Annotated in this window: 23 protein-coding genes and 1 pseudogene; 20 read left to right on the forward strand and 4 right to left on the reverse strand. The window is 72.3% G+C overall.

The genetic code is table 11. From position 1 onward, the window contains the following. Positions 1–361 precede the first annotated feature (361 nt). The 5 genes from AC3WRM_RS13215 to AC3WRM_RS13235 all read left to right on the forward strand — a co-directional run bounded on the left by AC3WRM_RS13215 (position 362) and on the right by AC3WRM_RS13235 (position 3,405). Positions 362–541, forward strand: coding sequence for a hypothetical protein (locus tag AC3WRM_RS13215; RefSeq protein WP_492248329.1), 180 nt, complete (start codon positions 362–364; stop codon positions 539–541). Positions 542–616: 75 nt separating this feature from the next. Continuing rightward, positions 617–1,096: a YqeB family protein gene (locus tag AC3WRM_RS13220; protein WP_492248330.1), complete on the forward strand. Its 480-nt coding sequence runs from the start codon at positions 617–619 to the stop codon at positions 1,094–1,096. Between the two features lie 99 nt (positions 1,097–1,195). Then, positions 1,196–1,957 carry a meso-2,3-butanediol dehydrogenase gene (gene budC, locus AC3WRM_RS13225; protein WP_492248331.1) on the forward strand — a complete coding sequence of 254 codons (762 nt, stop codon included), beginning with the start codon at positions 1,196–1,198 and terminating at the stop codon, positions 1,955–1,957. A 69-nt stretch (positions 1,958–2,026) separates the two neighbouring features. Then, positions 2,027–2,614 (forward strand): TetR/AcrR family transcriptional regulator, encoded by a 588-nt coding sequence (locus tag AC3WRM_RS13230; protein WP_492248332.1) that lies wholly within the window; start codon positions 2,027–2,029, stop codon positions 2,612–2,614. After that, complete coding sequence (locus AC3WRM_RS13235; protein ID WP_492248333.1) at positions 2,611–3,405, forward strand: NAD(P)H-dependent oxidoreductase; 795 nt, start codon at positions 2,611–2,613, stop codon at positions 3,403–3,405. The genes AC3WRM_RS13230 and AC3WRM_RS13235 overlap by 4 nt, the downstream gene beginning before the upstream one ends. 8 nt (positions 3,406–3,413) lie before the next feature. On the opposite strand, the gene AC3WRM_RS13240 is transcribed toward AC3WRM_RS13235, so the two are convergent. Continuing rightward, entirely contained in the window at positions 3,414–5,066 is a 1,653-nt protein-coding gene (locus AC3WRM_RS13240) for an FAD-binding dehydrogenase (RefSeq protein WP_492248334.1), read from the reverse strand. Positions 5,067–5,191: 125 nt separating this feature from the next. Between AC3WRM_RS13240 and AC3WRM_RS13245 the strand changes: the two genes are divergently transcribed. Both AC3WRM_RS13245 and AC3WRM_RS13250 read left to right on the forward strand, forming a co-directional pair. After that, the gene (locus AC3WRM_RS13245; protein ID WP_492248335.1) at positions 5,192–6,385 is read left to right on the forward strand and encodes an RsbRD N-terminal domain-containing protein; all 1,194 of its coding nucleotides are present in this window, start codon (positions 5,192–5,194) and stop codon (positions 6,383–6,385) included. Between the two features lie 25 nt (positions 6,386–6,410). After that, the gene (locus tag AC3WRM_RS13250; RefSeq protein WP_492248336.1) at positions 6,411–6,824 is read left to right on the forward strand and encodes a nuclear transport factor 2 family protein; all 414 of its coding nucleotides are present in this window, start codon (positions 6,411–6,413) and stop codon (positions 6,822–6,824) included. Positions 6,825–7,673: 849 nt separating this feature from the next. Here AC3WRM_RS13250 and AC3WRM_RS13255 read toward each other — a convergent pair. Continuing rightward, entirely contained in the window at positions 7,674–8,042 is a 369-nt protein-coding gene (locus AC3WRM_RS13255) for a hypothetical protein (RefSeq protein WP_492248337.1), read from the reverse strand. Further along, positions 8,039–10,258 carry a phospholipase A2 family protein gene (locus AC3WRM_RS13260; protein WP_492248338.1) on the reverse strand — a complete coding sequence of 740 codons (2,220 nt, stop codon included), beginning with the start codon at positions 10,256–10,258 and terminating at the stop codon, positions 8,039–8,041. Before AC3WRM_RS13260 ends, AC3WRM_RS13255 begins: the two co-directional genes overlap by 4 nt. A 174-nt stretch (positions 10,259–10,432) precedes the next feature. Here AC3WRM_RS13260 and AC3WRM_RS13265 point away from each other — a divergent pair, with 174 nt between their 5' ends. The 11 genes from AC3WRM_RS13265 to AC3WRM_RS13315 all read left to right on the forward strand — a co-directional run bounded on the left by AC3WRM_RS13265 (position 10,433) and on the right by AC3WRM_RS13315 (position 20,636). Beyond that, complete coding sequence (locus AC3WRM_RS13265) at positions 10,433–10,594, forward strand: hypothetical protein (protein WP_492248339.1); 162 nt, start codon at positions 10,433–10,435, stop codon at positions 10,592–10,594. A 324-nt stretch (positions 10,595–10,918) separates the two neighbouring features. Further along, positions 10,919–11,746: an amidohydrolase family protein gene (locus AC3WRM_RS13270; protein ID WP_492248340.1), complete on the forward strand. Its 828-nt coding sequence runs from the start codon at positions 10,919–10,921 to the stop codon at positions 11,744–11,746. Between the two features lie 108 nt (positions 11,747–11,854). After that, positions 11,855–12,379 carry an MSMEG_0572/Sll0783 family nitrogen starvation response protein gene (locus tag AC3WRM_RS13275; protein WP_253026680.1) on the forward strand — a complete coding sequence of 175 codons (525 nt, stop codon included), beginning with the start codon at positions 11,855–11,857 and terminating at the stop codon, positions 12,377–12,379. A 10-nt stretch (positions 12,380–12,389) separates the two neighbouring features. Continuing rightward, positions 12,390–13,478: an MSMEG_0568 family radical SAM protein gene (locus AC3WRM_RS13280; protein ID WP_492248341.1), complete on the forward strand. Its 1,089-nt coding sequence runs from the start codon at positions 12,390–12,392 to the stop codon at positions 13,476–13,478. A 1-nt stretch (position 13,479) separates the two neighbouring features. Beyond that, on the forward strand, positions 13,480–14,910 hold the full coding sequence (locus tag AC3WRM_RS13285) for an MSMEG_0567/sll0787 family protein (protein WP_492248342.1): 1,431 nt from the start codon (positions 13,480–13,482) through the stop codon (positions 14,908–14,910). Continuing rightward, the gene (locus tag AC3WRM_RS13290) at positions 14,907–15,770 is read left to right on the forward strand and encodes a carbon-nitrogen hydrolase family protein (protein WP_492248343.1); all 864 of its coding nucleotides are present in this window, start codon (positions 14,907–14,909) and stop codon (positions 15,768–15,770) included. Before AC3WRM_RS13285 ends, AC3WRM_RS13290 begins: the two co-directional genes overlap by 4 nt. After that, positions 15,763–16,068 carry an MSMEG_0570 family nitrogen starvation response protein gene (locus AC3WRM_RS13295; RefSeq protein WP_492248344.1) on the forward strand — a complete coding sequence of 102 codons (306 nt, stop codon included), beginning with the start codon at positions 15,763–15,765 and terminating at the stop codon, positions 16,066–16,068. Before AC3WRM_RS13290 ends, AC3WRM_RS13295 begins: the two co-directional genes overlap by 8 nt. Continuing rightward, positions 16,065–17,315: an MSMEG_0569 family flavin-dependent oxidoreductase gene (locus tag AC3WRM_RS13300; protein ID WP_492248345.1), complete on the forward strand. Its 1,251-nt coding sequence runs from the start codon at positions 16,065–16,067 to the stop codon at positions 17,313–17,315. The genes AC3WRM_RS13295 and AC3WRM_RS13300 overlap by 4 nt, the downstream gene beginning before the upstream one ends. Next, positions 17,315–18,160: a carbon-nitrogen hydrolase family protein gene (locus AC3WRM_RS13305; protein ID WP_492248346.1), complete on the forward strand. Its 846-nt coding sequence runs from the start codon at positions 17,315–17,317 to the stop codon at positions 18,158–18,160. The genes AC3WRM_RS13300 and AC3WRM_RS13305 overlap by 1 nt, the downstream gene beginning before the upstream one ends. Then, positions 18,157–19,251, forward strand: coding sequence for an MSMEG_0565 family glycosyltransferase (locus tag AC3WRM_RS13310; RefSeq protein ID WP_492248347.1), 1,095 nt, complete (start codon positions 18,157–18,159; stop codon positions 19,249–19,251). Before AC3WRM_RS13305 ends, AC3WRM_RS13310 begins: the two co-directional genes overlap by 4 nt. Then, entirely contained in the window at positions 19,248–20,636 is a 1,389-nt protein-coding gene (locus tag AC3WRM_RS13315) for an AMP-binding protein (protein ID WP_492248348.1), read from the forward strand. Before AC3WRM_RS13310 ends, AC3WRM_RS13315 begins: the two co-directional genes overlap by 4 nt. A 6-nt stretch (positions 20,637–20,642) precedes the next feature. Here the strand turns inward: AC3WRM_RS13315 and AC3WRM_RS13320 are convergent, their stop codons facing one another. After that, entirely contained in the window at positions 20,643–21,200 is a 558-nt protein-coding gene (locus tag AC3WRM_RS13320) for a TetR/AcrR family transcriptional regulator (RefSeq protein WP_492248349.1), read from the reverse strand. Positions 21,201–21,289: 89 nt separating this feature from the next. Between AC3WRM_RS13320 and AC3WRM_RS13325 the strand changes: the two genes are divergently transcribed. Together AC3WRM_RS13325 and AC3WRM_RS13330 are read left to right on the forward strand one after the other, a co-directional pair. Further along, complete coding sequence (locus AC3WRM_RS13325; protein WP_492248350.1) at positions 21,290–22,027, forward strand: SDR family NAD(P)-dependent oxidoreductase; 738 nt, start codon at positions 21,290–21,292, stop codon at positions 22,025–22,027. Positions 22,028–22,146: 119 nt separating this feature from the next. After that, positions 22,147–22,674 (forward strand): annotated as a pseudogene (locus AC3WRM_RS13330) (LLM class flavin-dependent oxidoreductase); the annotation flags it as partial. Between the last annotated feature and the right edge of the window lie 71 nt (positions 22,675–22,745).

A 22,745-nucleotide genomic window follows, 5' to 3' on the forward strand; every position in this document is an offset into this window, starting at 1 on the left:
TATCGAGACCACTCCAAGCGGTCGCTGGGAGCAGGCCCGCGCTGATCCGTTGCCGGGTGGTCTCGATACGTCCGAGCTTCGCAAGCTCGCTCGGACTACTCGACCAGCGGAGGGTTTCGCTGGTCGAGTAGCGCGGAGCCGCGAGGGACGAGCGTGCTCCGGGCGTATCGAGACCATTCCAGGCTTTCGCTGGGGGTCGGCCCGCGCCGGTCCGTTGCCGCGTGGTCTCGCTCCGTCGCGGCTACGCCCCCTGTGCGACGGCTCCATCGCACCGACGAGCTCGCTGGCGCTCGCCGTCGCTGCTACTCGACCAGCGGAAGGTGTCGGTGGTCGAGTCGAGACGCAGCACTACGCTGGGTCCATGTCGTCGCAGCTGACCGTCGCCGAGGCTGCCGCGCTGCTCGCGGTGCCGACGTCGGAGGTGCACCGGCTCATCGCGACCGGGCGGGTCGAGCACCAGCTGGCCTGCTCCGGGCGGTGCGAGCTGCTCGTCAGCGCGGAGTCGGTCGAGGCGCTGCGGTCGGCCGCCGGTCGGTCCTGACCTCGACCTTCGGACCTCGAGGTCCGGCCTTTCGGACGACGCGATCGCGGTGCCGTCCCTCCTAGCGTGGGCGTCATGATCGCGGGCCCCGAGACCGAGCTGCGCATGTCCGACGCCGACCGGGTCTGGACCGTCGTGCTGCTGGCCGGGGGCGGTGCGGCGCTGCTGCTCGTGCTGCCGTGGCTGCTCGAGCTGCTCAGCGGCTTCCCGTGGGTGCCCTTCGAGGACGTCGCGCGCTGGGTGGCCGGCTTCGACACCCCGTGGGCGTGGGCCGCGCGCCTGGCCGTGGGTGCTGCGGTCGGCGGCGCGCTGGCGGCGCTCACCATCGTGGACGAGCACCGGGTCGTCGTGCGCGACGAGGAGCTGGTGCTGGTGCACGGCCGCGACCGCCGCACCGTGGCGCGCGACCAGGTGGTGGGGGTGTACCGCGACGGTCGACGTCTGGTGATCGACGGGACGCAGGGGCGGCGCCTCTTCGACGAGCGTCTCGAGGCCCCGCGCGACCAGGTGCGCGAGGCGTTCCTGGCGCACGCCTACCCGTGGGAGTCCGCCTAGGGGCGGAGCGGCGTGGACGCTCGGCGCCCCTCGTCGGCGCGCCGGTCCCGCGGTCCCGTGCTTCGATGAGTCGACGGCGAGGGACGCGGGAGACGCGACATGGGCAGGTTCGACGGCGACGTCGTGATCGTGACGGGGGGCGGGTCCGGCATCGGGGCCGCGACGGCGCGGCGGTTCGCGTCCGAGGGGGCCACGGTGGTCGTGGCGGGACGGCGCGAGGAGAAGCTGCGCGAGGTCGCGGAGTCCGCCGACGGCACGGTCGTGCCGCACCGCTGCGACGTCAGCGACGTGGCAGCGGTCGAGGAGCTCGTCGCCTCGACCGTCGAGGCCCACGGCCGGCTCGACGTGCTGGTCAACAACGCCGGCATCGGGCCGTCGGGTCCGGTGCCCGACGTCGACCGCGACGCGTGGGATCAGACGTTGGCGATCGTCCTCGGCGGCGTGTTCCACACGTCCCGCGCGGCGTTGCCCCACCTGCTTAAGACGCGCGGCAGCATCGTCAACGTCTCGTCGGTCTCGGGCGTCGGGGGCGACTGGGGCGCGGCGGCGTACAACGCGGCGAAGGGCGGCGTCACGAACCTGACCCGTGCGATGGCGCTCGACCACGCCGAGGCCGGCCTGCGGGTGAACGCGGTCGCACCGAGCCTGACGAAGTCGGAGATGACGGCCGGGATGGCCGACGACCAGGAGCTGCTCGACCGCTTCTGGGACCGGCTCCCGCTCGGGCGTGCGGCCGAGCCGGAGGAGGTGGCGTCGGTCATCGCCTTCCTCGCGAGCGACGACGCGTCGTTCGTCAACGGTGTCGTGCTCCCGGTCGACGGCGGGCTCACCGCGTCGAACGGGCAGCCCCGCTTGGGCTGAACGGTCGACCCTCTCGGCGCGTGCTAGGTTACTGACCGTAACTTACCGATGGTCAGCAGGAGGTCGAGGATGAGTCCGGAGGGTCGACGACCCCGGTTGAGCCGGGAGGAGCGGCACGACCAGCTGCTCGAGGAGGCGCGGGCGCTGATCCGCGAGGAGGGCACGGACGGCTTCACGCTCGCCCGACTCGCGGAGCGGGCCGGCGTCACGAAGCCGCTGGCCTACCAGCACTTCGGCGACCGGGCCGGTGTGCTCGCCGAGCTGTACCGGTCCTTCGAGGTCCGGCAGCGGGAGGTGCTCGCCGACGCCCTCCGCTCCACGCCGGACGAGCTCGAGGCCGTGGCCGCGGTGGTGGCGGGCGCGTACGTCGACTGCTGCATCGCCGAGGGCGCGGAGCTGGCCGACGTCGTGGCCGCGCTGGCCGGCTCCCCGACGCTGAAGCTCGTGCGCGACGAGGCGGAGGCGGCCTATCTGGGCATGCTCCGCGAGGCCGTCGAGCGGGTCTCCGGCCCGCTCGACGACGCCGCGCTGCAGGCCGTTGTCGGTGCGGGCGACGCCGTGGCCCGCAGCGCGATCGACGGCACGAGCACGCCTGGACGAGCGCGGGCGCTCCTCGCCTCCGTGGTGGTCTCCGTGGCGTCAGGAGGACGACGATGACCGGGGGCACCGCGCGCGGTGCGCACTGGGTGCTCGCGCACCCGCAGCAGGACTCCTTGAACGGACGCCTGTTCCGTTCCGGTGTCGAGACGCTGTCGGCCGACCACGACGTGGTCACGTCGGACCTCTACGCCCAGGAGTTCGACCCGGTGCTGCGCGAGTCCGACCTCGGCCGACCGGCCTCCGGGCCCGGCGGTCGCGCGGCCGAGCGTCTCGCGGAGGCGTACGCCCGCGGCGAGCTCGCGGCCGACGTCGTCGCGGAGCAGGCCAAGCTGGCCGCGTCGCAGCTGCTGGTGCTGCAGTTCCCGCTCTGGTGGTACGGGCCGCCGGCCATCCTCAAGGGCTGGCTCGACCGCGTGCTGGTCGGCGGGTTCGCGTACGACGACCGCCTCGACCCCAGGTACGGCGTGCCGCGGCGCTACGGCGACGGCGGCCTGGTCGGACGGCGGGCCCTCGTGGTGGTCACCGCCGGCGAGGACCCGGGCTCGATCGGGCCACGGGGCATCAGCGGCGACCTCGAGTCGCTGCTCTTCCCGCTGCTCCACGGCACGCTCTGGTACGTCGGGATCGAGGCGCTGGCCCTGCACGTCGTGCACGACGCCGACGGGCTCGACGAGGACGGCGTCCAGCGCGAGGAGGCGAGGCTGCGCGAGCGGCTCCGCGGGATCGGCACCGAGCCCGGCCGCCCCTACCGGCGGCTGCGCGACGGCGAGTACCGCGAGGGGCGTGCGTTGCGCGCCGACCTGCACCCGGGCCGCACGGACCTCGGCGTCCACCGCCTCGACGCCTGAGCGCCGGGTCAGCCCACCTGCTCCGCGGCGGCGCGTCCGGCGACGCGGCCGGAGAACAGGCAGCCGCCGAGGAAGGTGCCCTCCAGCGCGTTGTAGCCCATCATCCCGCCGCCGCCGAAGCCGCTCACCTCGCCGGCCGCGTACAGCCCGGGCAGGGGCGTGCCGTCACCGGTCAGGCAGCGTCCGGACAGGTCGGTCTCCAGGCCGCCGAGCGTCTTGCGGGTGAGGATGTTGAGCCGGACGGCGATCAGCGGACCGTTCCTCGCGTCGAGGAACCGGTGCGGCGTCGCGACCCGGACGAGCCGGTCGCCGCGGTAGCGCCGCGCTCCGCGCATCGCGGTGATCTGGGCGTCCTTGGTGAACGGGTTGTCGATCTCGCGGTCGCGGGCCTCGACGAGCCGGCGCAGCGCGTCGGCGTCGATCGTCACGTCGTCGTCGCCCACGCGGTTCATGCCGGCGACGAGCTCGTCGAGGGTGTCGGCGACGACGAAGTCCTCGCCGTGCGTCTTGAACTTCTCGATCGGTCCCGGCGCGCCCGGGCGGACGCGGGAGAGCAGCAGCCTGACGTCCTTGCCGGTGAGGTCGGGGTTCTGCTCCGAGCCCGAGAGCGCGAACTCCTTCTCGATCACCTTCTGGGTGAGCACGAACCACGAGTAGTCGTGGCCGGTGCCGCGGAGGTACCGCAGCGTGCCGAGGGTGTCGAAGCCGGGGAAGTACGGGGCGGGCAGCCGGGCGCCGGTGGCGTCGAGCCAGAGCGACGACGGTCCGGGCAGGATGCGGATGCCGTGGTTCTCCCAGACCGGGTCCCAGTTCCGCAGGCCCTCCACGTACGCCCAGAGCCGGTCGGGGTTGATCACGGACGCGCCGACGTCCTGGGTGATGGCAGGCATGCGACCGTCCACGTGGGCCGGCACGCCGGCGACCATCGTGGCCGGGGGAGTGCCGAGCCGCTCGGGCCAGACCCGGCGGACGAGGTCGTGGTTGCCGCCGATGCCGCCGGACGTCACGACCACGGCCTGCGCACGCAGCTCGAAGTCACCGACCAGCGTGCGGCTCGACGCGACCCCGCGCTCGACGGTGGTGGGCTCCAGCAGGGATCCGTGGACGCCGACCACCACACCGTCCTCGACGACCAGTCCGTCGACCTGGTGCCGGAAGGCGAACCGGACGCGTCCGGTCGCCACGTGCTCGCGCACGCGTCGCTCGAACGGTGCCACCACGCCCGGTCCGGTGCCCCAGGTCAGGTGGAAGCGGGGCACCGAGTTGCCGTGCCCCTCCGCGCGACCGTCGCCGCGCTCGGCCCAGCCGACGACGGGGAAGAGGCGCAGGCCCATGCCGTGCAGCCAGGACCGCTTCTCCCCGGCCGCGAAGTCGAGGTAGGCCTCCGCCCAGCGTCGTGGCCAGGCGTCCTCGGGCCGGTCGAACTGGGCGCTGCCCATCCAGTCCTGCTCGGCGAGGGCCCGGGAGTCCTTGACGCCCATGCGCCGCTGCTCCGGCGAGTCGACGAGGAAGAGCCCGCCGAGGCTCCAGAACGCCTGGCCGCCCAGGCTCTGCTCGCCCTCCTGGTCGAGCAGCAGCACACTGCGCCCGCGGTCGGCGGCCTCGGCCGCGGCGACGAGACCGGCCAGGCCGGCTCCGATGACGATGACGTCGGCGTCCATGTCTGCTCCTTCGCCCGGCCTGGTCGGCCGTCCTGTCACCTAGGATGCAAGTCGAACCGCCTGCTGACCACGGCCTTTGTCATCGGGTGAGCATCACGATCGCGGCGGGCTGACAGGAGGCATCCGTGGGGACCGTCGAGCGTCGCGCGGTCCAGGCCCGCGTCCTGGCCGGCTCCGGTCACCTCGCCCGCCGCATCTCCGACGCGCTGCAGCGCGAGATCCCCGCGTACGCGGCGCTCGGTGAGAGCCAGCGGCAGGAGACCGAGGCGATCAGCCGGTGGGGCGTGCAGCGTCTGCTCGAGCTCTGGGTCGAGGACGGCCGGCTCGGCGAGGCCGACCTGCGCCAGTTCCACGGGATCGGCGTGGCACGGGGGACCGACGGCCGCCCGCTGTCGGCGGTGCTGCGCGCCTACCGGGTCGCGGCGGTGGAGGCGAGCGGCCTGGTCCGTGACAGCGGCGTGGCCGAGCTCGACGTCGAGGACGTGCTGGCCATGAACGTCGTGCTGCTGGAGTCGCTCGACGCGCTGTCGGAGGCGCTGTCGGCGGGGTACGCAGCCGCGACGGAGCGTCTCGCCACCGACCGCGACGAGGTGGTGCGCACGCTGACGCAGGACCTGCTCGCCGGTCGCCAGACGTCGACGTCGGCGCTCGCGGACCGCACCCGCCTGCTCGACCTCACCCTCCCGGCGCGGCTGACGATGACGGTCGTCGGTGCCCCGGGGAGCGACGTGACCGCGGGCGACGTCGCCCAGCTCCTGACGACGGCGGCCCCCGACGGGCTGGTGCTCTCGACGACGCGCCAGGGGGTCGGCGTCGTCCTGCACGAGCGACCGCTCGACCTCGGCGTCGACGTGCGGTCCCGCGGTCGGCGCACCTGCCGGTTCGACGACGTCGCCCTCACCGACCTTCCCGCCACGTTCCGGCTCGCCGAGGTGGCGGTGCGTCACGCGCCGCCCGACACGGAGGCCGCCGGCGGGGGTGCCGGGCCACGGGCGGCGCACAAGACTGCTGCGATGGTCGAGGCCGACGCCCTGCTGGTGGCGCTGCTGCACGGGCAGCCGCCGGTGGATCCTCGGACCCTGGCCGAGGCGGCCCTGCGCCCGCTGCTGGAGCCCGGCCAGGCGCACCTCCTCGCCGGGCTGCGGGCGTTTCTCGAGCACGGGTCGGCGGTGGCGGCGGCTCAGGTGCTCGGTCTGCACCCGCAGTCGATGCGCTACCGCTTGCGGCGGGTGCGTGAGGCGACGGGTCGCGACGTCGGCTCGGCGTGGGACCGGCTGCTGCTCGCGACCTCGGTGGCGGTGCTCTCGCTCGAGCCCTGAGGGCGGGGCGTGGTTCGATGGGCGCGTGGCCGACCCAGACCTCCTCGTCGAGCATTACCTCGCGGCCCTGCAGGCGGCCGACCTCGACGCCGTGCTCGCCCTGTTCGCACCGGACGCGACGGTCGTCTCGCCGTTGTACGGCACGGTGCCGGCGCGCAAGTTCTACCCCGTCCTGTTCGCTGACACGGCCGAGTCGCGCCTGACCCTCAAGGCGACGATGCGCGGCACGCGCGACGGCCGCGAGCTGGTGAGCTTCTGGTTCGACTTCGACTGGACGCTGGCCTCGGGCGAGCCGGCCCCGTTCTCGGTGGTCGACGTCGCCGAGCTCGACGACGCGGGACGGATCGAGCGGCTGACGATTGTCTACGACACCGCTCCCATCCGCGGCGCGTTCGACCGCCAGCGCCCGGGCGTCGACCGGGACGATCGGCGCTCGTAGCCCCGCTGATTCTTGCGCGGGCCGCCCGGCAAGCCCGCCCTTCTCGCAACGATCCACGCTCCCTGCGACCGCTCGACGTCGCGGAGGAGGCGTTGGGCGCGGTCGAGGGGACCAACGGTCAAGCCAGTTTCGAGATCCAGGTACTCGCTGGGGAGGTGCAGTCCCGGCCACCGCATCCCGCAGGACGATCGACCCCGCTGCCGTCGAAGACTTCGGCGAGGCCGCCCGCATACCGATCCGCGACACGGCGCCCCCGGCGACACCAGTAGCCCTGAGCCCTGGGCGCCGCTGCCAACCGGTCCCTGGCCAGGAGCCTCCGTCGACGACACGCGGCACGATCTGGCCGCGGTGTCGCCCGGGCCATCACCCTGGCGCTACTCCGACTCCACGCTCCCGGAGCTGCTCGCCGAGACCGCTGAGCTCGACGAGCGCAGCAAGGACAAGTTCGCCATCCGCGCCCATGCGTCCACGGGTATCCGAGATCGGGATTTAGACCGGCCGGGTGCCATTGTCGAGTGTGAGAAGTGTGGTCGAGTCGAGGCTTAGCAGAGCACCGAGCAGCGTCAATGCGGCTAGAAGCAAAGCGAGCGACGGATCGGGAGCGTCGTGAAGGATCGGCAGATTTCCTACCAGCAGGACCAAGATCTGAAGGGCCGAAAGGGACGCGATAGCCACGCAGACCGCCCGCCGTCGACGAGATCCCCGGCGGTGGACAAGAATCCGCCCACCTCGACGCGCTGCGCACCGCGAGCCTCACGAGGAAGCTGCCGACCATGGAATCCAGGTGCGGGCGCGGATGGCGAGGTTCGATTCGAACTTTCCGGCAACGCACGTCGCCGTACGAAGAACTCACGCCCCGATCAAGCGCGTCAGCCTCGCTGCTAGGAATGTCATCCCGCTCACGAAAACGGTCAGCAGCCCCAGCATGGTCGGCACCAGCACGATGTCCAAACTCGAGGGGTCCGTCCACACCAGGCTGTAGAGCGGAACAGCGAGGATCTGCAGGAGTCCCAGGACGGCGATGACGTCACACCATCGTCGTCCAGCAGGAGATTCCGATACGCGCATCGTCAGAGCAAGAAGGACGACCACTACTGCACTACCGAGGTAAAGAGCGTAGGAGAGGCTGTTCGAATCTACCGCAAGCCAGGCGTACACGCTGAGAGTGCTTGCCGCAACGATGATGAGGTGCGGTATCGCTCGCTTACTGATCATCACCAGGGACTCCATCGGTAGGCCGGGTACCAGGTCTCTCCGTCGTGGCCCCATCCACCACCGTGCTTCTCAGTTGTGCGGCGGACAGCGGCGACGTAGATGTCAACCCAGCTGTAACAGCGTGTCAGCGACTTGCTGTTGTCGATGGCGTGACGACAGTTCGTTCGCAGCCACGACTTGAAGCCGTCGTCACAATAGTACCGCTCCGGCGCCTGCTTGAACTCGATGCAAAGGTCGTGCCTGCCGCACGGACCACGGAAGTTGACGCTGTAACCATTGAGTTCCATGGCGTCTTTGGAATTAGTGCAGTAGTCGTGCCACGACGGCCGCGTCTTGGCGTCGGGGTTGTAGTAGTAGAACTTCGGCTTGATGGGCGCGCCGCTCTTGTCGTTTCGCCGCGCCGGAATGGGGATGTAGGGCTTCGAGGCGAAGGTGGTGACCGCCTCGGGGTCAGTTCCGTCTTCAACCTCGTCTGGGTTGGACGAGTATGCGGGCGTTCCGGGCGGGTCAGCGGGGGTTTCATCGCCGGCGCCTGGATCTCGGAGGTCCGCGATCCGTTCGGCCATCGCAGCATCGATGTTCTCGATGATCTGGGAAGCCGAAAGCCCGCTTCCCTGCTCCCGCGCCACCTCCGGGTAAAGCGCGGCGGTTGGTCCGTAGTTCGCGTCCTTTGCTTTGAATGCGGGGAACGCGGTAACGGGGAAAGTTGTAGATGCGGTTGGCGTGACGGCTTGAATCACCTGCGCACCGTTGACTGACAGGATCGTGGGCACGTCTACTCCGTCCGCATCCACAGCGACGCCAGAGTAGTAGCCCAGCTCGGTCCCAGAGCTCTTGATGACCACCCGGGCGCCACTCATCTCGCGGCCTAACGACGCGTCGATCGGCAGGTTGAACGTCAGCTGCTGGGACGCTTGATTGCTTGCATCCGCGAACTGAACCTCCGGGTTGGGTCCAAGAGTCGAAGGACCCGCCTCGTCAACCTGAGCAGTCTGTGACCGATCGAACCAGCCTGCCGAATTGATCAGCAGCCGAACTGAGGAGGAACTAGACCTGTTCCTGACGGTCACCGTGTTCCCTCGGCTGACCTCGACGATGGCGCTTGAGGTCAAAGCGGTCCCAGTGTCGGCATATGAACCGGTGTAGGCGAGATTGCTGGTGCCGTTGTCGTTCGCCAAGTCTGAGTTCACGACACTGACGTAGCCTCTAGAGGTCCAGTCAAGAGCGGTGATGCTCATGGCCACAGAGCCGAGGTCCGTGGTGTCAGGAACGCTGGCTTTGCCACCGACCTTGATCTCTCGGACCTCACCTGGGGCCAGGTTGCCCGACGGGCTTGAGGCGGAGTCGTAGACGCGACCGTTGGTGAGTGGATGGAAGCTCCCCCCGCCCGTGCCGCGGGTGAAGTAACCGTGCACATCGATTGCGACGTCGAATGTAGTGTTCGTGCTCCCCAGAAGCTGGGCAGTTCCGTTGCTGTCCACCGGGATAACGCCGCTTCCGTCGAAGGGACGGTCAGAGTCGTAGTTGACCAGTGACGGCGTGCTCTGGCTGATCGAACCGTTGTAGGGAGCGAACCGCAGACCTCCCTGACCGGTGGCGTTGAGAACACGAACGTGCGCAAAGACGCCAGTGGCGTCCGCTGGAATGTCCGCGCTGCCGGCCAGCTGAACGGCCTTCGCGGTCCCTCCGCTCACAGCAGAGGTGAAGCCCTTGTTGTTGGCCGAATCGACGACGCGTGTGGGGGTGGTCGGTACGAAACCGCCCGTGGTGCTCGACGTCGACGACTTGGTGAAGTACCCCTGCACATCCACGTTCATGCGGGTAGCGCCGGCCTCGTTGAATACCTTGACCTTGCCGTCCGGCCCGGGGCGCACGATGACCGTGGTGGAGTCCCACGTTGTGGCACCGTGGATGGAAAGGGCCGAGAGGCGGCGGGTTTCGTCGGAGGGGTCGACGTAGACCTTGGTGTCGCGACTGGAAGCCGCGGCCACATCAAGAACCACAGCGCTCACGGACGTCAGCGCTGGAACACCCGCACGACCTGTCACTTGCAGCGTCCTGGATTCGCCACCACCGAAGTGGCCATCGGAGCTGAACCCCGAGCTTGCCTCCGCCGTGTCAGCGATGCGGCTCGGGGTCACCGGAACGAACGAGCCGCCCGTTCCCACCGACGCTCCCGCTGGCAATGAACCTGTCGTCGAGGCGACGAGCATGCTCACCTGCAGCGAACTCACAAGTCCGCATGCCAGAGTGATCTTCCCTGGATTCATCCGCCGCGCTTCCTGTCCTATGGTTCCCCCGATCGCCGAGCTCGCTGAAGTAGAGCACGCCGGCGCCGAGCGCGGATGGTTTTTCCAAGAATTTCCTGAGAGCACTCTGCGGTCACCTACAAGATGACCGAGCATACCGGCCCCTCCGGCACCCGCCTCGTCCCCAACGCCCGCGCTGATGAGATCGGCGTCAGCCTCGGAGACCAACGCATCATCGTCGACCGCACGCCCACCGAGACCGACTATCCGGGCGTGCGGTGCGGCACCGATCAGCTGACGGTGTAGTCGGAAACGATGGGCGGGGAGACACTGACCGGCAGGTCGCAGCAACGCCGCCGGCGCCACGGCGAAGAGGAGCGGTGACGCCCCGGGGGTGGTAGCGGGTCGGATCCAAGCGGGTGGCCAGTGGGAGCGCCGAGGTTCACACGCCTCCGGCGCACGCCGTGCGAGCCGTCCGTGGTCCTGGCTGTCCTGGGGAACCGTCCACGGCCTCGCGCGAGTCGGCCATGTTTCGCGATCGCCGCCGCGAAACAGTCGAGTTGCGCAGACCTTCCGGCGACGTAGTCCGACAGTGACCAGTCTGAAACATCCCGGCTGCTGAATGGTGGCATGCCTCCCGCACCGCTCGACGCGCACCGCCACATCGGCGAGCTGCCCGCGTTCCCGTTCTACGGCGGCCCGCCGATCCGGGCCGACGTCACGGCCAAGGCGACGGTGCGCGACTTCCTCCAGACCCTCGACGACGAGGGCACCGAGCGGACCCTGGTGCTGCCGAACTACGGCGTGCCGGTGCCGGACGCCGCCTTCGACCTGAACCCGCTTGCAATCGAGGCCGCACAGCGCGACGACCGGGTGATCTGTGGCCTGTGGGTCTCGCCGAAGGCGTCCGACGCCGAGCGCAACACCGCCGCGCTGGCCCTCGTCGGCGAGCAGGGCGTCAAGGCGCTCAAGACCAGCTTCCTGCTCGGCGGCAGCCCCACCGACCCCGACTGCGCCGAGGAGATCGACCGCATCTTCACGACGGCCGCCGACCACGACCTCGTCGTCCACGTGCACACCTCGCCGGGGGCCGCGTCCGACGTCGACCAGGTCGGGACGCTCGTCGACCGCTACGGCGACGACACGAAGATCCACCTCGTCCACCTCGGGGGCGGGATGAGCGGGCACATGAAGCTCATCGGCGGACGGCTCTTCGACTGGATCGAGGCCGGCAAGAAGGTCTACACCGACACCAGCTGGACCATCGGCTTCGCGCCCGCCTGGCTCGTGCAGGAGATCGAGCGACGCGGCGTCGGGCACGACCGGATCCTGTTCGCCACCGACGCCCCGTGGGGCGACTTCGCGGGCGAGCACGCCCGGCTCGCCGCCGCGGCCGGCGACGGCGAGCTCGCCGACCTCTTCTTCCGGCGCAACTTCGAGGCGCTCTACGGCACCTGACCCCCTGATCCCTGGCCGCGGCTCGGCGGCCAGTGCACCACCCGCACCACCCACATCGCAGCACCCCCTACCGCAGCACCCCATCCCACACCGCACCAGGAGAAGGCCATGACCGACATCGACGACCAGATCGCCCAGAACATCGCCGCCTCGCTCGCGGAGATCCCGCACCCGTCCCAGGCGAAGGGCACCAACCTCTACGGCTCGACCAAGATCTTCCCCGACTACCAGGCGGAGGACGGCGAGAGCTACTTCACGCTCGTGCACGGCATCCCGCACGAGTCCAGCGTCAGCTTCGTCGCGATCCTGCAGGCCACGCGCGCCCTGCGGAAGGGCTTCGACTCCGCGATGTACTTCTACGGGCCCGGCACCCTCGCGTGCATGGCCACCCGCGGCTTCCCGACGACGGGCGACGCCGGGTTCCCGGGCGAGCTGAACATGAACGCCTCGCTCGAGACGTTCATCGCCGAGGGCGGCACCGTGTTCTGCTGTCGTTTCGGTCTCGCCCTGCACGGTCTGCGCGAGGAGGACCTCATCGAGGGCGTCATCCCGGCGCACCCGCTCGACGTCCAGGACGCGCTGATCCACTACGCGCGCAAGGGCGCCATCATCAACTCGACCTACAACCTCTGAGGTCGGGACGATGAGTGCCGCCTCCGACCTCGCCGCACACAGCCGCACGTCGACGCGCGTCGACGTCGCCATCCAGGGCATCCGGCTGCTCGACGCGCCGCTCACGCGGCCGAACGGCGCGGGACCGAGCGCCGACGGCCACGTGCTGCTGGACGGGGTCGGTGCGGCCATCCCGCTCAACCCGAGGAGCCCGTACTCGGTGTCCGGCGGCCGCCTCCTCCTCGACGGGGCCGACACCGGCCTCGGCGTCGAGGCGGTCAGCCGGCCCCGGTTCTACGACCTCGAGACGTCCGACGGGGTCAGCTACGAGAAGATCGCCCGGCTGCACGCCGCGAACGTGCTGGCCACGACGGTGGTGCAGACCTGCGCCCGCTACGACGAGTCGGAGCGGTGCCGGTTCTGCGCCATCGAGCAGTCGCTGGAGCAGGGCTCGACCATCGCGGTCAAGACGCCGCAGCAGGTGGCCGAGGTCGCCCGGGCCGCGGTGGAGCTCGACGGCGTGACCCAGATGGTCATGACCACCGGCACCTCCCGGGGACGCGACCGCGGCGCCACCCACCTCGCCCGGTGCGTCCGCGCCGTGCACGAGGTGCTGCCCGACCTGCCGATCCAGGTGCAGATCGAGCCGCCCGGCGACCTCGCCTCGATCGCGGAGCTGCACGAGGCGGGCGCGCGGTCCATCGGCATCCACGTGGAGTCGCTCGACGACGACGTCCGCCGTCGCTGGATGCCCGGCAAGTCCACGGTGTCCCTCGACGAGTACCGGGCCGCGTGGCGCGAGGCGGTGAGCGTCTTCGGCCACAACCAGGTCTCGACCTACCTGCTCGTCGGGCTCGGCGAGGACCCGGACGAGCTCGTCGCCGGGGCCCGCGAGCTCATCGACATGGGCGTGTACCCCTTCGTCGTCCCGTTCCGTCCGCTGGAGGGGACGCTCGCGACCGACGTCGACCACGTCGCCGCGCCGGCCACGGCCGACGTCGGTCGGGTGACCCGCCAGGTCGCGACCGCGCTGCGCGTCGCCGGCATGGCCGGGTCGGACCAGGCGGCGGGCTGCGCCGCCTGCGGTGCCTGCTCGGCGCTCAGCTGCGAAGGAGCCTGACATGACGCTCGAGATCGACCACGGCATCCTCACGGGCACGCGGCCCGCCCGGACCGCGCCGGCGGACTACATCGTCGTGCAGGCCGACGCGACCGAGCTCGCGGCGTACCGCCGGCTCCGGCGCGACGTGTTCGTGCGCGAGCAGGGCCTGTTCGCGACGTCCGACCACGACCGCGCCGACGACGACCCGCGGACCGTCGTGCTGGTGGCCCGCTCGACCGCCGGCGAGGTGCTCGGCGGGGTGCGGCTGCACCCGGCGCCGCACGTCTCCACCGAAGAGCGGGACCTCGGCTGGTGGCGAGGCAGCCGGCTGGCCGTCCGACCCGACGTGCGCAGCGCGACCGGCATCGGCTCGGCGCTGGTCCGCGCCGCCTGCGCCTGGGCCGAGTCGCTCGGCGCGCTCCGCTTCGACGCGGTCGTGCAGAGCCGGCACCACCCCCTGTTCACCCGGCTGGGCTGGACCACGACCGGCGACGTCGAGCTGCAGGGCCGTCCCCACGTGGCGCTCTCGTGGCCCATCGCGCGGGTCCAGCGGCTGGCCGAGGCCACGAAGGCGTCGCTCGGCGGCCTGCTCACAGGCCTGGGCGCTCCCCAGGGGGGTGTCCCCGCCCCGGGCTTCTGGGGCGACGACGGGGCGCCCGTGCCGGGGTCCGACCTCGTGGCGGCCTGCGACGCGATCCTGCCGTCGATGGTCGAGCGCGACCCCGAGTGGGCCGGCTGGTGCGCGGCGCTGGTCAACCTGAACGACCTCGCGGCCATGGGCGCGACACCGGTGGGCCTGCTCGACGCCGTCGGGGCCCGCGACGCCTCCTTCGCGCGACGGGTCCTGGCGGGTCTGCGGGCCGCGTCCGAGGCGTGGGGCGTCCCGGTGCTCGGCGGCCACACCCAGCTCGGCGTCGCCCCCGCGCTCAGCGTCACCGCGCTCGGCCGCACCGACCGACCCGTGCCCGGCGGCGGTGCCCGACCGGGCGAGGAGGTCCGGCTGACGGCCGACCTCGGCGGCGGATGGCGACCCGGGTACACCGGGTCGCAGTGGGACTCCTCGTCGCACCGGTCGCCGGAGGACCTGCGCGCCCTCGGCCGCGTCGTCGCCGACCTGCGCCCCGCCGCCGCCAAGGACGTCAGCATGAGCGGCCTGGTCGGCACCACCGGCATGCTCGCGGAGGCCAGCGGCGTCCGCGTCGTGCTCGACGTCGACCGCGTGCCGACACCCGCCGGAGCGACGGTGGGCGACTGGTTCACGTGCTTCCCCGGCTTCGCGATGGTCACGACCGACTGCGCCGGAGCCCACCCGGGGGAGCTGCCCAGGCACGTCACGTCGCGCGTGTGCGGCGAGACGCTCGAGGGCGCCGGAGTCGGGCTGCGCTGGCCCGACGGAGTCGTGACCGAGGCCGTCCGCGGCCCGGTCACCGGGATGGGAGCAGCAGCATGACCACGACACGACTCGCCGCGGTCGCGGAGAACTTCGGCCGCGACGTCGAGCAGAACCTCGCGCGGATCGCGACGCTCGCCGACGAGGTGCGACCGCCCGGTGGCGGCGGGCTCCTCGCGCTGCCGGAGGCCTGCCTCGGCGGCTACCTCTCGGTGCTGGGGCGCGGCCGCGACGGCAGCCACGACGAGCAGCCCGACTCGCTGCCGCCCGTCATGGACGTCGACGGCCCGGAGCTCCGTCGCGTCGCGGCGATCGCCCGCGACCTGACGCTGGTGGTCGGGTTCTGCGAGTCCGACGGCGCCACCCGCTACAACAGCGCGGCCGTCGTGACCGGCGACGGCGTGCTCCACGTGCACCGCAAGGTGCACCAGCCGCTGGGGGAGGGGTCCTTCTACGAGGCCGGCGACACGTTCGCCGCCGTCGACACGCCGGCCGGTCGGCTCGGTGCCCTCATCTGCTACGACAAGGCCTTCCCCGAGGCCGGTCGCGCGCTCGCGCTCGACGGTGCCGAGGTCGTCGTGTGCATCTCGGCGTGGCCCGCGTCCCGCACGGCGACGGCCGGCGACATCGCCGAGGACCGGTGGACGCAGCGGTTCAACCTCTTCGACACGGCACGCGCGCTCGAGAACCAGGTCGTCTGGGTGGCGTCGAACCAGGTCGGGACCTTCGGGTCGCTGCGCTTCGTGAGCCACGCGAAGATCGTGGGTCCCGGCGGCGACGTCCGCGCCACGACCGGCGTCGACGCGGGGGTCGCGGTGGCCGAGCTCGACGTGCGCGCCGAGCTCGACACCGCCCGCCGCGCGATGTTCCACCTGCGGGACCGCCGTCCCGAGACCTACCGGGAGCCCGCCCATGCCTGAGATGACCTTCACCGTCCGCTGGCCCGACGGCGACGTCGAGCACTGCTACTCCCCGTCGCTGGTCGTGCACGACCACCTGGAGGTCGGCGAGCGGTACACCGTCCAGGACTTCGTCGACCGCTCCACGGCCGCCCTCACGATCGCCAGCGAGCGGGTCCGGCTGCGCTACGGGTTCGCCTGCACGTCGTCCGCGGCGACGCAGGAGCAGATCCGCCGCTCGGCCGCCGCGCACGCGCCCACGGACGTCGTGGAGGTGCTGCGGATGCACCCGCCGCTGCCGGTGGAGGTGACCCGATGACCCGCGTCGCGATCGTCGGGGCCGGCCAGGCCGGGCTCTCGGTCAGCCACCACCTCACGAGCCTCGGGGTCGAGCACGTCCTGCTCGAGGCGGCCACCCCGGCGCACGAGTGGGCCGACAGCCGCTGGGACAACTTCACGCTCGTGACGCCCAACTGGCACTGCCGACTGCCCGGCCACGTCTACGAGGGCCCCGACCCCGACGGGTTCATGACCCGCGACGAGGTGGTCGCCTGGCTCGACGACTACGTGCGCTCCTTCGACCCGCCCGTGCGCACGCACACGCGCGTCGTCGAGGCGCGCGAGCGCGACGGCGGCGGCTTCGTGCTCGACCTCGAGACGCCCGACGGTCCCGACACGCTCGAGGCCGACGACGTGGTCGTCGCGACCGGCGGGTACCACCGCCCGATCGAGCCGTCGTTCGCCCGGGCGATCGACCCGTCGGTCACCCAGCTGCACTCCCAGCAGTACCGCAACGCGGACCAGCTGCCGGACGGTGCCGTGCTCGTGGTGGGTACCGGGCAGTCCGGCGCGCAGATCGCGGAGGACCTGCACCTCGAGGGTCGCCAGGTGCACCTCGCGCTGGGGGACGCCCCTCGCGTGGCGCGCTTCCACCGCGGCCGCGACTGCATGACGTGGCTCGCCGACATGGGCCTGTACGACACCGCGGTGGCACAGTACCCCGGGGGCCTCGCCGCGCGGGAGAAGACGAACCACTACGTGACCGGCCGCGACGGCGGCCGCGACATCGACCTGCGGGCGTTCGCCCTCGACGGCATGCGCCTGTACGGCAAGCTGACCGACGCGCAGGGCACGGACCTGACGTTCGCGCCCACCCTGACCCGCTCCCTCGACTCCGCCGACGCGGTCTACACCTCGATCCGGCGCGACATCGACCGGTTCATCGAGCGCGAGGGCATCGAGGCGCCGCCGGAGCCGGACTACGTGCCGCCGTGGGCGCCCGACGTCGACCCCACGAGCCTCGACCTCGCCGCCGAGGGGATCACGTCGGTCGTCTGGGCCATCGGGTACCGGCCCGACTACCGCTGGCTGCGGGTCGGGGTCTTCGACGGGACGGGACGACCGACGCACACCCGCGGCGTGACCGCCGTGCCCGGCCTGTTCTTCGTCGGGCTGCCGTGGATGCACACGTGGGGCTCCGGACGGTTCCTCGGCGTCGCGGCCGACGCGGAGCACGTCGCCCGGTGCATCGTCGGCGCGCGCCGCTCGGTGCCCGCGGAGGCCTGATGCGGATCGGTGCCGTCGCGGCGCACTTCGGGCGCGACCTCGACCGCGCGCTCGCGAAGGTCCGGGCCATCATCGACTCCGCCCGTGCGGACGGCGTCGAGCTGCTGGTGCTGCCCGACGCGACGCTGGGCGGCTACCTGACCGACCTGCGCGACCCGCGGGCCGACCTCCCGCCGACGCTGGCCCAGGACGACCCGCGGCTCGCGGAGGTCGCGGCAGCCGCGGGCGACATGGTGGTGTGCCTCGGGTACGCCGAGCGTGCCGAGGTCGACGGAGAGCAGGTGCGGCACAACGCCGCGCTGTGCGTCTCGGGCGACGGTGTCCACGGCCGGCACCGCAAGGTCCACCAGCCGCTGGGGGAGTCGCTCGTCTACGCGCCGGGCGACCGGTTCGAGGCGTTCGACACCCCGGTCGGCCGCCTGGGCATGCTCATCGACTACGACAAGACCTTCCCCGAGTCCGCGCGCTCGCTGGCGCTGGACGGGGCGCACGTCGTCGCCTGCCTGTCGGCGTGGCCGGCCAGCGTGACCGACCGGGCGTCGCGGCTGCCGCAGGACCGGCAGTCGCGGCTCTTCGACCTCTACGACAGCGCCCGCGCCGCGGAGAACCAGGTGGTCTGGGCGTCGTCGAACCAGACCGGTGTGCTCGGCGGGCTGCGCTTCCTCGGGCAGGCCAAGGTCGTGGGACCGGGTGGCGACGTGCTGGCCCGCACCTGGTCGAAGGGCGGGATCGCCGTGGCCGACGTCGACGTCGAGCACGAGGTCGCACGGTCGCGCCGCGTCCTGCACCACCTCGACGAGCTGCGGCCCGACAGCTACGTCACGGCAGGTCGCGAGCCGTCATGAGGGTGGCGCTGCTGACGTACTCGACGAAGCCGCGCGGCGGCGTCGTGCACACGCTCGCGCTCGCCGAGGCCCTCGCCCGCGCCGGGGTCGCCGTCGACGTGTGGACGCTCGCGCGCGGTGGCGACCGCACCTTCTTCCGCTCCGTCGACCCAGCCGTCAGGCTGCGGCCCGTCCCCTTCCCCGACGTGCCAGGGGAGACGGTGGGCGCACGCATCCTCCGCTCGATCAGCACGTTGCGCGACGCCCTGCGCGGCGCCGACCACGACGTCGTGCACGCGCAGGACTGCATCAGCGCGAACGCCGCACTGGCGGCGGGTCTGCGCTGCCTGCGCACCATCCACCACCTCGACACGTTCACGACGCCCGAGCTCGTGGCCTGCCACGATTGCGCCGTGCTCGAGCCGGTCGGGCACGTGTGCGTCTCCGAGGCGGTCGCCCGCGAGGTGCGCGAGCAGTACGGCGTGCAGCCCGTCGTCATCGCGAACGGCGTCGACGCCGGCCGCTTCGAGCAGGCGGCGTCGCCCGCGGCGGCGTCGCAGCGTGACCGGTGGCGCGGGCAGCTGGGCGACTACGTGCTGGCCGTCGGGGGCATCGAGCCCCGCAAGGGCAGCATCGACCTGCTCGAGGCGTACGCGCTGCTGCGGTCGCGGCACCCGCACCTGCGGCTCGCCTTCGCGGGCGGGGAGACGCTCTTCGACTACCGCGACTACCGGGCCGCCTTCGACGAGCGGGCCCGCGAGCTCGGCGTCGAGCCGACGATGCTGGGGGTCGTCGACGACGACGCGCTGCCGTCGCTCGTCGCGGCCGCGCGGACCATGGCCTTCGTGTCGACCAAGGAGGGCTTCGGTCTGGCCGCGCTGGAGGCGCTCGCCGCCGGGGTGCCCGTGGTGGCGCGCGACCTGCCGGTGCTGCGGGAGGTGTTCGGGTCGACCGTGGCGTTCGCGACCGACCCCGCGGGCATCGCCGACGCGATCGACGGGGTGCTGTCCCGCGGGACCGACCCGGACCCGGGTCGCGAGCTCGCCCGCTCCTACACCTGGGACGCGGCAGCGCTGGCGCACCTGGAGGTCTACGCGGGCCACGTGTCGTGACCGACCTGCCCATCGGCCGCGCCTTCGCCGTGCTGGCGGAGCGGTCGCCGGACGCGGCGGCGGTGCGAGACGGCGACGACGTCTGGACCCGTCGCCGGCTGGAGGACGACACGAACCGGTTGGCCCGGGCCTGGAGCGACCGGGTGGCCGTCGATGACGTCGTCACGGTGGCGCTGCCGAGCGGCATCGACCTGGTGCGCGCGTGCGTCGCGGCGTGGAAGCTGGGTGCCACGCCCCAGCCGCTGGCGCCGACGCTCGACGCCGCCGAGCGTCAGGCCGTCCTCGACCTCACGGGTCCGGCCCTCGTCGTCGACGCCCCTCTCGGCGCGGTCGACGGGGACCCGCGGCCGTTGCCCGACGCCGTCGCCTCCTCGTGGAAGGCCCCGACGTCGAGCGGCAGCACCGGTCGGCCGAAGGTCGTGCGGGCCGCCGCGCCGGCGACGGTCGACCTCGACCGGCCGGTGGCGCCCTTCGTGCCGCGGCACGCCGTGCAGCTCGTCGCGAGCCCGCTGTTCCACGCCGCGCCGTTCGTGTACGCCATGCGGGGGCTGATGACGGGGCACGAGCTCGTGCTCATGCCGACGTTCGACCCGGCCGACTGGCTCCGGCTGGTCGAGCGGCACCGGGTGACGTGGTCGGTGCTCGTGCCCGCGGCGATGCACCGGGTCCACCGCCTCGGCCCCGACGTGCTCGCGGCGGCCGACGTGTCGTCCCTCGAGCAGGTGCTGCACCTCGGCGCCCGGTGTCCTGCGTGGCTCAAGCGCGCGTGGATCGACTGGCTCGGCCCGGAGCGGGTGGTCGAGGTGTACGCGGGCACCGAGTCGCAGGGCGTCGCCATGATCACGGGCCGGGAGTGGCTCGCGCACCCGGGGTCGGTCGGGCGTGGCTGCGGGGGAACGCGGTTCCGCGTCGCCAGGCCCGACGGCGCCGACTGCGCGCCCGGCGAGCGCGGCGAGATCCTCATGCGCCGCGACCACCCGACGTACTCCTACGTCGGCGCGGAGCCGACCGTCCGCGACGGCTGGCACACCCTGGGCGACGTCGGCTACCTCGACGGCGACGGCTTCCTCTTCGTCGAGGACCGGCTCGCCGACGTCATCACCACGCGCGGCGGCGTCGTGTACCCGGCCGACGTCGAGGGCGTGGTGGAGGCGCACCCCGACGTGCGCGCGTGCGTCGTCGTCCCGGCCGACGACGACCGGTGGGGCCAGGTGGTGCACGCCGTGGTGGAGACCGACGCGGACCTCGCCGACGTAGAGCGCTGGGCGGCGGAGCGGCTGGCGCCGGAACGGCGGCCGAGGTCGTGGCAGCGGGTCGCCGAGCGTCTGCGGCCCGACACCGGCAAGGTCAACCGCAGCCGCTGGCGTCCGTCCACCGGTCGGTGAGGACGCTCAGCGCTCCGGCGTCGGAGCGTCGGCACCGGTGTCGAGCCACCGATCGACCAGCTCGGCGAGGTCGCTCCCACGCGCGTCGGACAAGCCGGGCAGGTCGAGGAAGTGCCGCGCGATCGTCACGCCCATGATGCTCGCGACGACGAGCGCGGCGCGGGTGTCGGCCCGATCGTCCGCCATGGTCGCGGCGAGGGTCGCCGCTCGCTCCTGCAGGTAGGTGCTCATGACCTCCGCCGCCTGCGGGGAGGTCAGCATCGAGCGCAGGAGCGCGCGGGTGGGCGCGGGCAGCTCGTGGAGGCGGATGTCGAGCACCTCCTCCAGGTGGCGGGGCACGTCGTCGTGGTCGAGGTCGTCGACGGCGCGCACCGCCAGGGCGAACAGCGCCTGCTTCGAGCCGTAGTGCTGCAGGACCAGGGAGGGATCGACCCCGGCGCGCCGGGCGATGCCGCGGATGGTGGCGCCGTCGCCGTGGGTCCCGAACTCCTCCTGGGCGGCCTCGAGGATGCGCGCGGCGGTGGCCTCGCGGCGCTGGGCGCGGGTCGGCTGGGCGTCCGTCATGCCTTCACTCTACATCTGTTGAGCGAGGTGCTAGCGTTGACTCAACAACTGATGAGCGAAATGCTCGTCGATGAGCACAGGGGGCACCCATGAACGATCAGAGCAACGACGTCGACGGCACCGAGACCCGCACGACCACCCTTCAGGTGCTGGTCGTCGGCGCGACCCGGGGCCTGGGCCTGGCCCTGGTCGAGGAGTACGTGGGCCGGGGAGCGCACGTGGTGGCGACCGAGCGGACCGACGGCCCGTCGGGCCTGCGCAGGCTCGCCGAGCGGCACCGCGAAGCAGTCGAGGTGGAGCGGCTCGACGTGACCCGGCCCGAGCAGGTGGCCGCGCTCCGCGAGCGGCTGCGGGGCCGGACGTTCGACCTGCTCCTCGTGGTCGCGGGCATCTCCCTCGCCCCGCGGGACGCCGCCGGTGTCGACATCGCCACCGCTGACTTCACGCGCATGATGGAGACGAACGTGCTGGGCGTCATGCGCACGGTCGAGGGCCTCGACGACCTCGTGGCCGCGGACGGCGCCGTCGCGGTCATGTCGTCGGGCCAGGGCAGCGTCGCGAACAACACGTCGGGCGGCTTCGAGGTCTACCGGGCGACGAAGGCCGCGCTCAACCAGATGGTGCGCAGCTACGCCGTGCGGCAGTCCAGCGGCTCCCGCAGCATCCTCCTGCTGGCGCCGGGCTGGGTGCGCACCGACATGGGCGGCCCCGGCGCCGTGCTCAAGGTCTCCGAGAGCATCCCGCCGCTGATCGACACGGTCGAGGCCCAGCGCGGTCGCCCGGGTCTGCGCTTCCTCGACCGCCACGGCGACGACGTGCCGTGGTGACCGCGGGATAGCACAGCCCGCGAGGGTCCCGCGGTCTGCCCACGACGTGAGCAGGCCGCGAGGCGGGGCAACGGTCGGGCGAGGGTCGCGGCCATGTCACTCACCGCACCTCTCGCCCGCACGCGGCGTCCGCGGCGGCCAGGGCAGCCCCGCCGGGCCTGGCGCCGGGCGGTCAGCCCCCTGGCGCTGCTCGCCGCGTGGCAGCTGGCGTCGAGCACCGGCGTGCTGCCGCGCGAGAAGCTCGACTCGCCCCTGAACGGCTGCACGTCATCACCCGCGACACCAGCGAGGCGGCCTGGGCGGTCGCGCAGCAGATGCTCGACGAGCTCGACCCGGCCGTCGTCGCCCAGGCCCAGGACACGCTCGGTGCGTCGTTGTCGGTGGGTCAGCAGCGCATGCGCGCCCTGCACGAGGGGCGGCGCGACGCCCGCGACGCCCACGACCTCGAGGTCGCGCCGGGGCTGTGGGCCGGGGTGGGCCTCGTCCGCGGCGGCGCGGGCACGGCCCTCGTCGGGTCGCACCGCGAGGTGGCCGAGCTGGTGGAGCAGTACCGCGCCATCGGCATCGAGGAGTTCGTCCTCTCCGGCTACCCGCACGTGGAGGAGGCCTACTGGTTCGCCGAGGGCGTCCGTCCCCTCCTCGGCTGACCCGCGGCTCGCCCGCCCGCTCGGGGCTCTTCAGGCACGAACTCCGGTTCCTCATCGCTGCCGGAGCATCC

Source organism: Aeromicrobium sp. EU05-FHT14F07 (assembly GCF_058790455.1).

What these genes read in the sequence shown, in the direction of transcription:
- AC3WRM_RS13215 (WP_492248329.1), top strand. Translation starts at nt 362, where the DNA reads ATGTCGTCGCAGCTGACCGTCGCCGAGGCTGCCGCGCTGCTCGCGGTG.
- AC3WRM_RS13220 (WP_492248330.1), top strand. Translation starts at nt 617, where the DNA reads ATGATCGCGGGCCCCGAGACCGAGCTGCGCATGTCCGACGCCGACCGG.
- budC (WP_492248331.1), top strand. Translation starts at nt 1,196, where the DNA reads ATGGGCAGGTTCGACGGCGACGTCGTGATCGTGACGGGGGGCGGGTCC.
- AC3WRM_RS13230 (WP_492248332.1), top strand. Translation starts at nt 2,027, where the DNA reads ATGAGTCCGGAGGGTCGACGACCCCGGTTGAGCCGGGAGGAGCGGCAC.
- AC3WRM_RS13235 (WP_492248333.1), top strand. Translation starts at nt 2,611, where the DNA reads ATGACCGGGGGCACCGCGCGCGGTGCGCACTGGGTGCTCGCGCACCCG.
- AC3WRM_RS13240 (WP_492248334.1), bottom strand. Translation starts at nt 5,066, where the DNA reads ATGGACGCCGACGTCATCGTCATCGGAGCCGGCCTGGCCGGTCTCGTC.
- AC3WRM_RS13265 (WP_492248339.1), top strand. Translation starts at nt 10,433, where the DNA reads ATGACCGAGCATACCGGCCCCTCCGGCACCCGCCTCGTCCCCAACGCC.
- AC3WRM_RS13270 (WP_492248340.1), top strand. Translation starts at nt 10,919, where the DNA reads ATGCCTCCCGCACCGCTCGACGCGCACCGCCACATCGGCGAGCTGCCC.
- AC3WRM_RS13275 (WP_253026680.1), top strand. Translation starts at nt 11,855, where the DNA reads ATGACCGACATCGACGACCAGATCGCCCAGAACATCGCCGCCTCGCTC.
- AC3WRM_RS13280 (WP_492248341.1), top strand. Translation starts at nt 12,390, where the DNA reads ATGAGTGCCGCCTCCGACCTCGCCGCACACAGCCGCACGTCGACGCGC.
- AC3WRM_RS13285 (WP_492248342.1), top strand. Translation starts at nt 13,480, where the DNA reads ATGACGCTCGAGATCGACCACGGCATCCTCACGGGCACGCGGCCCGCC.
- AC3WRM_RS13290 (WP_492248343.1), top strand. Translation starts at nt 14,907, where the DNA reads ATGACCACGACACGACTCGCCGCGGTCGCGGAGAACTTCGGCCGCGAC.
- AC3WRM_RS13295 (WP_492248344.1), top strand. Translation starts at nt 15,763, where the DNA reads ATGCCTGAGATGACCTTCACCGTCCGCTGGCCCGACGGCGACGTCGAG.
- AC3WRM_RS13300 (WP_492248345.1), top strand. Translation starts at nt 16,065, where the DNA reads ATGACCCGCGTCGCGATCGTCGGGGCCGGCCAGGCCGGGCTCTCGGTC.
- AC3WRM_RS13305 (WP_492248346.1), top strand. Translation starts at nt 17,315, where the DNA reads ATGCGGATCGGTGCCGTCGCGGCGCACTTCGGGCGCGACCTCGACCGC.
- AC3WRM_RS13310 (WP_492248347.1), top strand. Translation starts at nt 18,157, where the DNA reads ATGAGGGTGGCGCTGCTGACGTACTCGACGAAGCCGCGCGGCGGCGTC.
- AC3WRM_RS13320 (WP_492248349.1), bottom strand. Translation starts at nt 21,200, where the DNA reads ATGACGGACGCCCAGCCGACCCGCGCCCAGCGCCGCGAGGCCACCGCC.
- AC3WRM_RS13325 (WP_492248350.1), top strand. Translation starts at nt 21,290, where the DNA reads ATGAACGATCAGAGCAACGACGTCGACGGCACCGAGACCCGCACGACC.